Raw genomic sequence first — 13,892 nt, forward strand, 5'->3', positions numbered from 1 at the left:
TTAGCAATTTAATTATAAATAATTAAATTATATTTATTTTAATGAATTATGATTATTGATACTTTTTAATTAATTTTGCTGCGTAACATGACCCATTTGAGATTATGATTAAAGAACACAACAATACTACACTTACTTTCGAAGATTTCAAAACAGAAGTAATGAAAGATTACAGAATTGCGGTTACAAGCCGTGAATGTAGTCTTTTAGGCCGTAAAGAAGTATTGACAGGAAAAGCCAAGTTTGGAATATTTGGTGACGGAAAAGAAGTGCCGCAGCTTGCTATGGCAAAAGCTTTTAAAAATGGAGATTTCCGTTCCGGATACTATCGCGACCAAACTTTTATGATGGCTATTGGCGAATTGACTCCAAAGCAATTTTTCGCAGGTTTATACGGTCACACCGATTTAGAATATGATCCAATGTCTGCCGGAAGGCAAATGGGCGGACACTTTGTAACGCACAGTTTGAACGAAGACGGTTCATGGAAAGATTTAACACAACAAAAAAATTCAAGCGCAGATATATCTCCTACAGCCGGACAAATGCCAAGATTATTGGGATTAGCACAGGCTTCAAAAATTTACAGAAATGTTGATGGTATTACTATTAAAGACAAATTTTCTGTAAACGGAAACGAAGTTGCCTGGGGAACTATCGGTAATGCAAGTACATCTGAAGGCCTGTTTTTTGAAACTATAAATGCTGCCGGAGTTTTACAGGTTCCGATGGTTATGAGTGTATGGGATGATGAATACGGAATTTCGGTTCATGCCAAACATCAAACTACTAAAGAAAATATATCTGAAATTTTAAAAGGATACCAACGCGACGAAGATGTGAAAGGGTATGAAATTTTTAGAGTTAAAGGATGGGATTATGCTGAACTGGTTTCGACTTACGAAAGAGCCGCAGCAGTTGCAAGAGAAGAACATGTTCCGGTTTTAATTCACGTTAATGAATTAACACAACCACAGGGTCACTCTACTTCTGGTTCTCACGAACGTTATAAAAATGGAGAAAGACTGGCTTGGGAAAGAGATTTTGACTGTATTCGCCAAATGCGTTTATGGATGATTGCCATTAATATTGCATCACCTGAAGAATTGACTGAAATTGATTTTGAAATCAAAAAAGAAATTCTTGAGGCTAAAAAAGAAGCGTGGAATTCTTTTATCAACCCTATTATTGAAGATCAAAAGAATCTTTTGGCTTTACTGGAGCAAATTGCTGAAGCAAGTATCAACCATAAAGAAAGAATTCAAAAATATATCTCCGAATTAAGCGCTATAAAATCGCCTTTGAAAAAAGAAATGCTTGCCATTGCAAGAAAGATTTTACGCTTTATTGAAGTTCCAAACAGTAAAGTTCTTTTATCAAACTGGATTACGAACTATATTGGAATAACACAGGGAAGATTCAGCAGTAATTTATATTCTGAATCTGACAAGAATGTGTTTTCTGTAGAAAAAGTGCTTCCTAAATATGCAGATGATGCAAAAGCAGACCTGGACGGAAGAATGATTTTACGTGATAACTTTGATGCTTTGTTTACTAAATATCCTGAAACTTTGATTTTTGGTGAAGATGTTGGAAACATTGGAGACGTAAATCAAGGCCTTGAAGGTATGCAGGAAAAATACGGAGAACTTCGAGTTGCCGATGTTGGTATTCGTGAAGCTACTATTATTGGTCAGGGAATTGGAATGGCTTTGAGAGGTTTACGTCCAATTGCCGAAATTCAGTATTTAGATTATTTATTGTATGCCATTCAAATCATGAGTGATGATTTGGCTACACTTCAATACAGAACTGTTGGAAAACAAAAAGCGCCATTAATTATCAGAACCCGCGGACACCGTTTAGAAGGTATCTGGCATTCTGGTTCTCCTATGGGGATGATTATTAACGCTATTCGCGGAATTCATGTTTTGGTTCCAAGAAATATGACGCAGGCAGCTGGTTTCTACAACGCGCTTTTAGAGTGTGATGAACCTGCTTTAGTAATTGAGTGCTTAAATGGTTATCGTTTAAAAGAAAAAACGCCTTTAAATTTTGGTGAATTCAAAACACCAATTGGTGTTGTTGAAACTTTAAAAGAAGGTTCTGATATTACTTTAGTTTCTTATGGATCTACTTTAAGATTGGTAGAACAAGCCGCAACTGAATTATTAGATTTAGGAATTGATTGCGAAGTAATTGACATTCAATCTTTACTTCCGTTTGATATTAATAAGGATATTGTAAAAAGTATTGCCAAAACAAATCGTCTTTTAGTAATCGACGAAGATGTTCCTGGTGGAGCTTCAGCTTATATCCTACAACAAATTCTGGAGGAACAAGACGCTTATAAATATCTTGACAGTAAACCACAAACACTTGCTGCAAAAGCCCACAGACCTGCTTACGGAACTGATGGCGATTATTTCTCTAAACCTTCTACAGAAGACATTTTCGAGAAAGTATACAGCATGATGAATGAAGCAAATCCTTCTAAATTTCCCGTTTTATACTAGGATTTAATTAGGTTTTCGATATAAAAAAAGCTTATAAACAATTGTTTATAAGCTTTTTTTATTTTGTTATTGCGTTGTGTTTGTCATTTCGACGGAGGAGAAATCACATCCGGAGAACGACGTACTCTGTGTATTCACTTTATGTGATTTCTCCTCCGTCGAAATGACACGAAATACGTATAAATTAAACTAAAAAATCCGTCAAAATCAGCGTCTTCGCGTTAGCGAATCACCGTCATCCGCGTACCATCTCGCAATTTATTTAGATGCCAAAATAGCTCTCGCCTTTTCTAAATCCTCAGCCGTATCAATTCCAATACCAACATGGGTGGTCTCCACCATTTTAATACGTTTTCCAAATTCTAAATAACGAAGCTGTTCCAGTTTTTCAGAAGCTTCTAAAGATTTCATCGGTAAACTATAAAAATCTAACAAAGCTTGTTTTCTAAAAGCATAAATACCAATATGCTGAAAATAACGAACTCCAACATCTTTGTCTCTCGGATATGGAATTACTGAACGTGAAAAATACAACGCAAACTGCGATTGATCTACCACTACTTTTACATTATTTGGATTATTGATTTCGTCTTCATTCGTGATTTCACGCATTAACGAAGCCAAATCAATTTTGCGTTCTTCATCATTTTTAAAAACAGATAAAACCTGTTCCAGAGGTCCCGCTTCTGTAAAAGGTTCATCACCTTGTACATTTACCACAATATCAACATCAAGATTTGCAACGGCTTCTGCAATTCGGTCGCTTCCAGATTCGTGTTCTTTGATGCTCATAATGGCTTTTCCACCATGAGAAACGATCTCATCATAAATTAAATCTGAATCTGTTACAACAAATACATCATCAAACAAATTTGTAGCTACAGAAGCTTCGTAAGTTCTTAAAATTACCGTTTTACCTCCCAGATCCTGCATTAACTTTGCGGGAAAGCGTGTTGATGCATATCGTGCCGGAATTACAGCTATTATTTTCATTCTACTATTTTTAAATTTATTTTCTTCTTTGTGAATCTTTGTGAAAATCTTCCTGCAACTTTGCGTAACAATTTTACCACAGAGATTCGCAAAGGTTTTCACAGAGATTCACAAAGTATTTTTTTACATTATTTTCATTGAAGTCATACTCAACGAACCAGCCAGTAATTTATCATTGAACAAACTCAATTCTTCTGATTTGTCTTTTAAGCCTAAAGTATACAACAAAGGCAAATAATGATCTGGAGTTGGAATCGCAACCTGAACGGCTTTACTCATTTTTTCGAAATCTATTAAAGGCTGAAAGTTTCCATCTAATAAATAATTATTCACGGTTTCACGTGCTTCGATTGCCCAATCATAACCATAATTATCTTTATCAAAATTTCTAAAATCTACCAAACGAAGATTATGTACAATATTTCCGCTTCCGATAATTAAAACTCCTTTATGACGTAAAGATTGTAACTTCTGAGCCAACTCAAAATGATATTGCCCCGATTTGGTGTAATCTATACTCAACTGAATTACAGGAACATTTGCCTCAGGATATAAATGTTTGATAACGCTCCACGCACCATGATCTAAACCCCAGTGTTCGTCTAAATCGACATTGACCGGTTCTAATATTTTTTTAGTTTCTACAGCCAGTTCAGGGCTTCCTTTTGCAGGATATTGTACATCAAAAAGCGCTTGCGGAAATCCTCCAAAATCATGAATTGTTCTTGGCATTTGCATTGAAGTTACTTTGGTTCCGTTGGTAAACCAATGCGCCGAAACACACAAAATGGCATTTGGCTGCGGCAATGTTTTTGCCAGATTACGAAAACCCGCCACAAACTGATTTTCTTCAATCGCATTCATTGGGCTGCCATGTCCTAAAAACAAAACCGGCATTTTATCTGTATTCGAAAACGTCGATGAAATCGAATGTAAGTCGTTTAGTGTTGTCATTTGCTAAAGTTTTTTTTCGCCACGAATTCACGAATTATTCAAATAAAATTCGTGAATTCGTGGCGGAAAATTTATTCCTCAAAACTCTCATCTTTAAATCCTATCAAATATAATTTATTTTTGGCGCGCGTCATAGCGGTATAAAGCCATCTTATATAATCGCGATCGATTCCGTTTGGTAAATACGGCTGCTCGATAAAAACCGTATCCCATTGTCCCCCTTGCGATTTATGGCACGTTATGGCGTAGGAGAATTTTACCTGCAAACCATTAAAATATTCGTTTTCTTTTACTTTCTGGAATTTCTTGTATTTCGTACTTTCATCTTCATAATCTTTCATCACTTCTTCATACAAACGATTTGATTCTTCGTAGGTTAATGATGGAGATTCACTTTTAATCGTATCCAAAAGCAAAACCGTTTCAAAAGGTTTTTGATCCGGATAATCGACCATTCTGATTTTTACTCTGGCAAAATTAAATCCGTATAATTCCTTGATACCGAAGAGTTCCAACACTTCGATAATATCTCCGTTGGCAATAAATCCGGCTTCATCTGTTTCTTTTAACCAGAAATAATTATTCTTTACTACCATTAAAAAATCGCCTACCGAAAGTTCGCTTTCTTTAAACAAAATTCGGGTTCTGATTTGTTCATTATACTGATTGGCTCGTTTATTTGAGCGAACAATAAAAGCAGTATCTTCAATACTATAATTGCTGTACGCGGTATTTATAGCATCCTGAATATCATATCCATCGGTTAAACGAACAATATCTTTGAATTTTTTCACATTGAATTTAAACTCTGTAATAAAACTTTCTTTCAGCAATTCACGCAATTCCGTCGCATTAAATAAAATTCCGGAACTTTCTTCCTGACGCATAACTTCATCAAGTTCTATATGTTCGATTTCTTTATCATAATGAACGCCCAAAGTTTGTACATCAAGCGCCGGACTAATATCTAAATTCACAGGAGGTAACTGCGCCGTATCTCCCAAAAGAATCATTTTGCAATTGGTTCCTGAATAGACATAATTAATCAAATCATCCAAAAGCGAACCGCTGTCTAAAGTACTGTCTGAAATCATCGAAGCCTCATCGACAATAAAAATCGTGTTTTTATGCTTGTTGACTTGTTTGGTAAAAGCCACTCCTCCACCCGACGATTTTTTAGGAAAATAAATTTTTTTATGAATCGTAAATGCAGGCGTATTCGAATAATTGGCAATGACTTTTGCAGCTCGTCCGGTTGGTGCAAGCAAAACAAATTTTTTATTGATATCGCCAAGATTATTTACAATAGTCGAAATCACAGTTGTTTTTCCCGTTCCGGCATATCCTTTCAATACAAAAATGGTATCGTTATGCGTATCGGTTAAGAAAATAGCGATTTTTTGAAAAAAAATATCCTGCTTGTAAGTTGGTGCAAATGGAAATCTTTTTTGTAAAACGCCGTAAAACAATGATGAATTCATAGGGAAAAATTGAAATACAAAGTACGGTTTTTTAAATGGCAAATGCCAATTTCAAAAATCAATAAATTTTTTACCATATAAGTTATATAAGTTCATTTAATTTCTCGCTATGTCTTCTTAAATCTCTTTTTAATGATAAGCTTTACTGCGCAACTCTACTTAATTGAACTTATATAGCTTATATGGCGGAAAAAATCTTAACATTGGCTTAAACTGCATATTAAAATGATTTTTGAAATTGCAATTATTATTGTTGCTTTTTAATTTGTAAGTTTGTCTTCGAATTAAATTCTTTCTTGACTCTAAAGCAGGTAACGAATTGTAAATCAAGTTATGTCTTTACAAAATACTAATATTACATCAAAAAAATACAAAAAACTTTCGATTCAGGTATCCCTGACCGGATTTTCATTTTGTTGTTTTGATACACTCAATAATACGATTACATCTTTTAATGAAGTTAGTTTCGATCCTTCACAGAAAATAGCTAAAATAGAAGATTTATATCACGATAATTTTAAAAAATTTGCTGAATTAAAGGATACTTACGACGAAATTATAGTTATTCACAATAACAATCTTTCAACTTTTGTGCCTTCAGCTCTTTTTGACGAACATTATCTGGGAAGTTATTTACAATATACAACCAAAGTTTTTGAAACTGATTTCTTTACATACGATCAAATTTCAAAGTACGAAATGAATTCTGTTTACATACCCTATGTAAACATCAATAATTTCCTGATTGATCAGGTTGGTTCGTTTGATTATAAACATGCCAATAGTATTTTGATCGAGAAAGTTTTAGAAGCGTCAAAAAATAATGATGAAAAAAAAATGATTGTCAATTTTAATGTTGGTCATTTTGAAATTATCGTGGTTCAAAATCAAAAGCTATTATTATTTAATTCGTTTGAATATCAAACCCCAACCGATTTTATTTATTATTTGCTTTTTACTGCCGAACAATTGAGTTTAAACCCGGAAAGTTTTCCACTTGAATTATTGGGGACAATCGAAAAAAATGATGCTTATTACGCTGTCGCATACAAATACATTCGTAACATTTCATTCTTGGATGTAAGCACATTACAAGAAAAAAATAACTTTTCAACTGCTCAGAATCAAAAACATTATATCTTATTTCAATCATGAGAATCATTTCAGGAAAATACAAAGGGCGCCGCATTTTCCCACCAAAAAATCTTCCTGTAAGACCTACGACTGACATGAGTAAAGAAGCATTATTTAATGTTTTAAATAATCATTTTAGTTTTGACGGCTTAAAGATTTTAGATTTATTTTCGGGAACCGGCAATATTAGTTTTGAATTCGCTTCACGCGGAAGTGCACCAATTACGTCTGTTGATGGCGATTTTGGGTGTGTAAAGTTTATCAAGCAGGTTTCATCAGAATATGATTTTGATATTGCAGCAACCAAAAGTGATGTCTATAAATTTTTGGAAAACTGCAAAACATCGTACGACATTATTTTTGCCGATCCGCCTTACGGTTTAGATCAGGCTGCTTTTGAAAAAATTGTTTTAACTGTTTTCGAAAGAGATTTGCTTCACGACGACGGAATGATGATTATCGAACATTCTAAATACACCAAAATGGAGCATTTAAGTAATTTCTCTTTTCAGAAAAGTTACGGTGGTTCGTTTTTTAGTTTCTTCGAATTAAATTCTACAGATGATGATGAAGAGCTTCCTGACGATTCGCCTCTAAAAATAGTAGACGAAGACGAAGGATAATTTCTTAAGATTACATACTGGTAAAAATCAATTTATTTGACCTTTTTTTGTCCCGTAGGGAATGTCATTAAGTTAAGTTTTTTAAAAATAAAATTATTGCAAATAAAACCCGTTTTTATCCGCGTTTTTACGAAGTAAATCTGTTTCATCCGCGTCGAAATTAGACACTGATTTTACTGATTCGCTAAAGCGAAAACGCTGATAAAAACAGATTTTTCTAATTACTTTCTTGATTAATTGTTAGGTAATTTTATAGATTTACTCTTAACTTAATGACATTGCCCGTAGGAACACTTATTAAGTAGCAACTTGAATTAATTGACTCTATTCTGATTTTCGTCGTTGTTTCTCTCTCTAAATTCTGTTTCTTTTACTTTTCCAAAAGAATATTTTATCGCTATAGAAATCAAATGATTATCAACAACATATCGTGCTTTAGAATTAATAGTATTGATCGTGAATTCTTCTGTTTCGATATTATTTTTAAAAATGTTATTACAGCTTAAAGTACAATTCCATTTTTTGTAGAATGTTTTTGAAACCGCCATATCTAGTATAAATCTGGGATTTGTGGTAAAAACGCCTGTATATTGTTTTGTTAATCCCCAGAAATTTAAAACTAAAGAATAGTCTTTTGGAAGTTTAAATTCGTTATTTGAAGTATAATAAAAATAAGGTTTTGAAGCCATAAATGCTGCCGAATGATCTTCAATCTTTTCTAAAATAAAAATCAAAGAATTGGTTGTTGTCCAGAATTTGTATGTGAATGGCAATGTAAAATCAGCTGTAAATGCAGAACTTTTATCAAAATTAATATCTTTAAAAGTCATTATATTATTTTGATCATCGAATGAAAAACTATTGTAAACAGGGTCTTTAGCGTTAGTATAACTCAATTTAACCGATTTATCGTGATATTGAAAAGTGGTCGAGATTTCGTTAATAATTGTTGGTCCCAAATTAATATTTCTGGTATATAAAAAATACGGATTTATATAAGTTGATCCCTGACTTAGAGACGAATAATTAGGTCTTGAAATGCTTCTGGCATAGTTTACAGAAATGCTTTTAACACTGTCAATCGGAAAAGTAAACTGTGCTTTCGGGAAAAAATTAGTGTATTTTTTATCCAATAATGGCAATTCATCTGCTCTGAATTTTCCCTTTACAGTGGAGTTTTCAACCTAAAATCAAGAGAGAAATCGACTTTTTTAATTTTTCCTGACAATTGTGTATATCCGGATAAATTTTCTTCTTTAAAATCATAATAACTCCATTCATTCTGATTGTTTTCGGTATAAAAAATAGCCACATCAGATTTAGAATCTGCGGATGAATACAATCCTCCTATTTCAAATTTAATTTCATTTTTAAGCTTTTTCTCGATATCAATTCTTCCAGAGAAATAATTAATCTGAAATTTTTGATCTCTGATTTGATCTAATTCAAATTGGGTATCATTAAAATTATTATTTACTTCGGTAAACAATCCCTGATCGAAATTAGAATATTGAAAACCCGTAAAAATCTGTGTGTCAATTGATTTTATTTTCTTTTGATAATTAAAAAAGGAGTTTACAAAATTCTTTTTGCTGTCATTATCCGTAAAAGTCACCACGTTATTTACAACCTCTTTATTCTTATTATCGGTTATGGTATTAATGGGAAAAGTATCAGATTGTAACTTACTATTGATGCTAAACGAAAAATAATCGTCTTCATTTATTTTGTAAAACAAGCCGGCACCAAAAACATATTGATTTCTTTTTGTAGTGGCCGTTACATCATATTTAGAAGCAATTTCTGCCGCTGGGATTTGATAATCAATACTATGACCTTCCCACGGATTTAATCTATTATAATTGAAATTAGCCTTCAACTCCAGTTTATTCTTTTTGAAGTTAGAATTAAGACCAAGATAATTGTTGAAGTTTTTTTTGAACGACGCTACTTCAGAAATCTCTGTTCTAAAGCTGTCTTTTTTACTAAATTTCCTTGTAATCAAAATTACTGCACGACCTTCTGCTTCGTATTTAGAAGATGGATTCTGAATGATTTCGATGGTTTTAATATCGGCGACAGCCAAAGCATTCAAATCGTTTATCCCAACTTTTTGATTGTCAATATAAATCAACGGATTTCCTTTTCCAACAACTGTAATACTTTCCTGGTCAGAACTTACCTGAACCGTTGGTAATTTTGCCAGTAAATCAACTGCATTAGGAATTGAATTGTAAATTGAATTGGCAACATCTACTTTAATATTTCCGTTTGTGTTCGTAAAGGTTTTTTTATTCTGAGTAATGACAACTTCGTTTAGTTTATTCGAAATACTATCTTTTGGGGTCTCATTTTGCGCATTTGCAGCTATAGAAAGCAAAATAAATAATAAGATCAGAAAAAGTTTTAAAGGCAAATAAAGATTCATTTTTAGAAAGATTTTGGTTTGATTTGATGCAAAAGTGCTTCTAAAAAAAGGTTGCGAAAGTTAATTGAAGGTTAATGGGCGGTTAATACGAAAAGTGTATCATAAAAGCTTTATTTTTGAATCGAAATTGCCCACAGATTTTACGGATTAAACTGGTTTGCACAGATTCAATTATTGTAGAAATCTGCTTAAATCATTTTTAAATCTGCGTGAAAAAAATCAGTGTCAACCTGTTTAATCCGCATCATCCGCGTGCCATAAAAACTAATGAAACAAAGAATCAATTTATTAATCGCTTTTTCTGTAATAGCTTTAATCGTTTTGTCGACGGTGCAATGCTATTTGGTAAAAACAACTTACGATTATAAAGTAGCACAGTTTCATACTGAAATTAAAAACGAAATTGGTCAAATTTCTAATAATTACAGTGATATCGATTCGGTTATTGTTTCCAAAAAAGAAGCACTTTACAAACAATTATCGGAGAATTATATTCAGGGGAAAAAGACGAAAATTGATCTTAAAAACAGTGTTCTCCAAAATGCATTCAGAGATATTTTAACACAGAAAATTCAACGTAAATTCGAAAGAGATTTGCCAAATCTTAAAATAGATTTTGCTATTATTCTGAACAAATTTATTCTGTATCAAAACACAAAAAAAGCAGATACAATTTTCTCTGAAAAACCTTTTATAGCGAATAAATTATACGGAAATCTGGCTTCTTTAAACCATGCTTTTCTGGTTCGGAGTTATGTTGGAACCACAAACGGAAATTTTGAAAATCAAGACTATAAGTTATTGACAGAAGATTCAATGTACATTTCTGTTGTCGATTGGGAAATGATTATTTTAAAACGAATGACTTTCATTCTCGTTTTATCTTTATTTTCGATTTTAACCCTCATCACGCTTTTTGTAATTGCCTTAAAAGCTTTAATAAAACAGAAAAAAGTAAGCGATGTTAAAACTGATTTTATCAATAATATCACGCATGAACTCAAAACGCCTTTGGCTACTTTAGGTATTTCTACTAAAATTTTAGAACAGAAAAACATCCGTGAAAACGATGAAAATTTCAATGCTATTGTCAATACTATTTCGCGTCAAAATAATCGTTTGCAAAGCCTGATCGATCAGGTTATGGCAAATTCACTGGCAGAAAATGAAATCGAATTGCAAAAAGAAAAAATAAATACAGAAGCTTTTCTACTTTCAATTATTGAAGATTTTAAAATTGGAAACCCGAAAATTAATCTTGAAACTGATTTTCAAACTGAAAAAACAATTCTGGTTTTGGATAAATTCCATCTGACAACCGCTTTTTTAAATGTTTTGGAAAATGCTGTAAAATATGGTTCAAATACGATTACGATAAAGACAAAAATAGTTCAAAATCAATTTTCGGTTAGTATTCAAGATGACGGAATCGGGATTGAAAAGAACAAACAATCACTTCTTTTTGAAAAATTTTACCGCGTAGAGCAAGGAAATCTTCATAATACAAAAGGCTTAGGTTTAGGATTGTATTATGTCGATCAAATTATAAAAGCGCATCAGGGCACTGTTAATGTTGTGAGTGATTTAGGAAAAGGAACTCAGTTTACTATTTTATTAAAAGTTTAATTACCTTATTTTGAAAAAATTACTTTTAGCCGAAGACGATTTTGATTTTGCTGCAATTTTAAAACAATATTTAGAACTGCATCAATTTGAAGTAATCTGGGCAGAAAATGGAGAAATAGCTTTAGACTATTTTAAAAACCAGACTTTTGATATTTGTGTTTTTGATGTCATGATGCCAAAAATGGATGGATTTTCATTGGCCGAAAAAATAATTACAATCAATCCTGAGATTCCCTTTATTTTTCTAACTGCAAGAAAGTTAAAAGAAGACAAAATCATTGGATTAAAACTGGGTGCAGACGACTATATCGTAAAACCTTTTGAAGTAGACGAACTGATTTTGCGTTTGCAGAATATTTTAAAGAGAATCGAACAAAAAAGAAGCCTGGACGGAAATAATATTATTGAAATTGGTTCTTATATTTTTGATAATGAAAGATTAACTCTAAATAATAAAAATCATGTCCAGCAGCTCACAGAAATGGAAGCTTCTCTTATTGAATATTTATATCTGAACCATAACCAGTTATTAAAAAGAGATCAAATTTTAATATCTGTCTGGAAAAAAGACGATTATTTCTCCGGGCGAAGTATGGATGTTTTTATCAGCAGGCTTAGAAAATATTTTAATTCAGATCCAAAAATCAAGATTGAAAGTGTTCGTAATATCGGGTTGGAATTTAAAATAGCAAAATCTTAAAATTCTTTTACTGCAAATCATATAAGTTTCGTAAACAATTGTATAACAGCTTTCAGTTAATAATAAAATACATTTGATATGAAAACTTAAAAACACAAATCATGAACCTTAAAAGATTTTTTGGAGGATTACTTACTATTCTGGGAATAGTTGGTCTTATCTATACTGCAGTTATTTTTGCAGGAACTTCCGGCGAAACAAGAGATATTAAATCACTAATTATTTACGGAATATTAGGAATCGTTTTTTTCATGTCGGGCATCAGTTTAGTTCGAACTACAAAAGACGAATCATAGTTAAACCAAAGCGTTTGCTATCTTTTCATAAAGAGGTGTTTTTACTTTATACTTTAAACCCTCTTTCACAATAAATTGTGTTAGCGACATAGCTTCTGTTTTGTTACCGGCAGCTAAATCCCTATGCATCGATGAAGTCGCTTCTTTAGGCGATTTTTCGAGTTTTACAATAGTCTGATTTACGATATCTTCGGGTAATTGCAATCCTTTTGCTTTGGCAACAGCCTCAATTTCATGTAGCAATGCCACATAAACTGCTTTAGATTCTTTATTACTTAAAATTTCACCAATATTTTGATTGAGATAAGAAGTTACAGAAGCCAATGCCGAAATAAAAATAAACTTCTCCCAAACCGTTTCTTCTATATTTTGAACCTGATAACTTTCTATTTTAGCCTTTTCAAAAATACTTTGCAATTGATCTAATTTATCTTTTGAAGCCGTTTTTGAACCAAAAAATAGTTTTTCATAAAAGCCAATTTTTCTAATAGTCCCAGGCGAAAAAATCATCGAAATGATATAAACACAACCTTGTAAAATATCATTTTCGGGGAATATTTTCTGAATGCGTTCCGGTGCGTCAACGCCATTGTACAAAGGAAGAATTACAGTTTTTGGAACAATACATTCTTTTATTGAAAGTAAACTTTCTTTAATATCATAAGTTTTTGTAGCACAAATTAAATAATCTAAAATTCCAATTTCATCGGGATTATTCGAAACTAATTTTGGATGTACAATCGTTTCAGTATTATCAGTTACAATTTTGAGCCCGTTTTCGGCAATTGCTTTTTGAGTTTCGCCACGAGCGATAAAAATAATTTCTATTTCTTCAGATTTAAAATAGGCTTTTGCCAAAAGTCCGCCAAAATAACCACCTACACCACCAAGTCCTAAAATTCCAATTCTTATCATAATAAATTCCAATTAAAAAATTCTAAATTTCAATAAACATCAAACAGTGACCGAACCGTTTTTCATCCTGAGCGGAGTCGAAGGAACGCAAGTAACTCCGTAATGAGAATTCCAATCTTTGTAGAGTTTCTCACGGAGATTTCTCGTTCCTCGAAATGACAAAAAAATGCGGTGATTGCTTAAAATAAACACAACCACTAAAAAAATCCGTTTAAATCCGCGCTTT

At 32.4% G+C, this 13,892-nt stretch carries 11 protein-coding genes and 1 pseudogene; 6 read left to right on the forward strand and 6 right to left on the reverse strand.

Annotated elements, in window-relative coordinates; translation table 11 throughout:
- Positions 1–104: 104 nt before the first annotated feature.
- The gene (locus RT99_RS11900; protein ID WP_042564983.1) at positions 105–2,516 is read left to right on the forward strand and encodes a thiamine pyrophosphate-dependent enzyme; all 2,412 of its coding nucleotides are present in this window, start codon (positions 105–107) and stop codon (positions 2,514–2,516) included.
- A 258-nt stretch (positions 2,517–2,774) separates the two neighbouring features.
- On the opposite strand, the gene kdsB is transcribed toward RT99_RS11900, so the two are convergent.
- The 3 genes from kdsB to RT99_RS11915 all read right to left on the reverse strand — a co-directional run bounded on the left by kdsB (position 2,775) and on the right by RT99_RS11915 (position 5,944).
- Positions 2,775–3,509 (reverse strand): 3-deoxy-manno-octulosonate cytidylyltransferase, encoded by a 735-nt coding sequence (gene kdsB / locus RT99_RS11905; protein WP_042564984.1) that lies wholly within the window; start codon positions 3,507–3,509, stop codon positions 2,775–2,777.
- A 123-nt stretch (positions 3,510–3,632) separates the two neighbouring features.
- Positions 3,633–4,463, reverse strand: a complete 831-nt coding sequence (gene ygiD, locus RT99_RS11910) for a 4,5-DOPA dioxygenase extradiol (RefSeq protein WP_042564985.1) — start codon at positions 4,461–4,463, stop codon at positions 3,633–3,635.
- Between the two features lie 71 nt (positions 4,464–4,534).
- The gene (locus RT99_RS11915) at positions 4,535–5,944 is read right to left on the reverse strand and encodes an ATP-dependent RecD-like DNA helicase (protein ID WP_042564986.1); all 1,410 of its coding nucleotides are present in this window, start codon (positions 5,942–5,944) and stop codon (positions 4,535–4,537) included.
- 333 nt (positions 5,945–6,277) lie between these two features.
- On the opposite strand from RT99_RS11915, the gene RT99_RS11920 reads away from it, so the two are divergent.
- The gene (locus RT99_RS11920; RefSeq protein WP_042564987.1) at positions 6,278–7,099 is read left to right on the forward strand and encodes a DUF3822 family protein; all 822 of its coding nucleotides are present in this window, start codon (positions 6,278–6,280) and stop codon (positions 7,097–7,099) included.
- On the forward strand, positions 7,096–7,701 hold the full coding sequence (locus RT99_RS11925) for an RsmD family RNA methyltransferase (protein ID WP_042564988.1): 606 nt from the start codon (positions 7,096–7,098) through the stop codon (positions 7,699–7,701). The genes RT99_RS11920 and RT99_RS11925 overlap by 4 nt, the downstream gene beginning before the upstream one ends.
- Before the next feature lie 314 nt (positions 7,702–8,015).
- Here RT99_RS11925 and RT99_RS25815 read toward each other — a convergent pair whose 3' ends face one another.
- Both RT99_RS25815 and RT99_RS25820 read right to left on the reverse strand, forming a co-directional pair.
- Positions 8,016–8,834, reverse strand: a complete 819-nt coding sequence (locus RT99_RS25815) for an outer membrane beta-barrel protein (RefSeq protein ID WP_256365467.1) — start codon at positions 8,832–8,834, stop codon at positions 8,016–8,018.
- Positions 8,835–8,866: 32 nt separating this feature from the next.
- A complete protein-coding gene (locus RT99_RS25820) occupies positions 8,867–10,129 on the reverse strand; it encodes an outer membrane beta-barrel protein (RefSeq protein ID WP_256365468.1) in 1,263 nt (420 codons plus the stop codon).
- 267 nt (positions 10,130–10,396) lie between these two features.
- On the opposite strand from RT99_RS25820, the gene RT99_RS11935 reads away from it, so the two are divergent.
- From RT99_RS11935 to RT99_RS11945, 3 genes and pseudogenes are all read left to right on the forward strand, one after another.
- A complete protein-coding gene (locus RT99_RS11935; RefSeq protein WP_042564989.1) occupies positions 10,397–11,755 on the forward strand; it encodes a sensor histidine kinase KdpD in 1,359 nt (452 codons plus the stop codon).
- A gap of 10 nt (positions 11,756–11,765) precedes the next feature.
- A complete protein-coding gene (locus RT99_RS11940) occupies positions 11,766–12,455 on the forward strand; it encodes a response regulator transcription factor (RefSeq protein ID WP_042564990.1) in 690 nt (229 codons plus the stop codon).
- A 95-nt stretch (positions 12,456–12,550) separates the two neighbouring features.
- A pseudogene (locus tag RT99_RS11945) lies at positions 12,551–12,751 on the forward strand (hypothetical protein); the annotation flags it as partial.
- Here the strand turns inward: RT99_RS11945 and RT99_RS11950 are convergent.
- On the reverse strand, positions 12,752–13,666 hold the full coding sequence (locus tag RT99_RS11950; protein ID WP_042564991.1) for a ketopantoate reductase family protein: 915 nt from the start codon (positions 13,664–13,666) through the stop codon (positions 12,752–12,754).
- Positions 13,667–13,892: the final 226 nt, after the last annotated feature.

The organism is Flavobacterium sp. MEB061, assembly GCF_000834715.1.
Lineage (GTDB): Bacteria > Bacteroidota > Bacteroidia > Flavobacteriales > Flavobacteriaceae > Flavobacterium > Flavobacterium pectinovorum.

Excerpts from the sequence above, each read along its gene's own strand:
- RT99_RS11900 (WP_042564983.1), top strand. The coding sequence starts at position 105 with ATGATTAAAGAACACAACAATACTACACTTACTTTCGAAGATTTCAAA.
- kdsB (WP_042564984.1), bottom strand. The coding sequence starts at position 3,509 with ATGAAAATAATAGCTGTAATTCCGGCACGATATGCATCAACACGCTTT.
- ygiD (WP_042564985.1), bottom strand. The coding sequence starts at position 4,463 with ATGACAACACTAAACGACTTACATTCGATTTCATCGACGTTTTCGAAT.
- RT99_RS11915 (WP_042564986.1), bottom strand. The coding sequence starts at position 5,944 with ATGAATTCATCATTGTTTTACGGCGTTTTACAAAAAAGATTTCCATTT.
- RT99_RS11920 (WP_042564987.1), top strand. The coding sequence starts at position 6,278 with ATGTCTTTACAAAATACTAATATTACATCAAAAAAATACAAAAAACTT.
- RT99_RS11925 (WP_042564988.1), top strand. The coding sequence starts at position 7,096 with ATGAGAATCATTTCAGGAAAATACAAAGGGCGCCGCATTTTCCCACCA.
- RT99_RS25820 (WP_256365468.1), bottom strand. The coding sequence starts at position 10,129 with ATGAATCTTTATTTGCCTTTAAAACTTTTTCTGATCTTATTATTTATT.
- RT99_RS11935 (WP_042564989.1), top strand. The coding sequence starts at position 10,397 with ATGAAACAAAGAATCAATTTATTAATCGCTTTTTCTGTAATAGCTTTA.
- RT99_RS11950 (WP_042564991.1), bottom strand. The coding sequence starts at position 13,666 with ATGATAAGAATTGGAATTTTAGGACTTGGTGGTGTAGGTGGTTATTTT.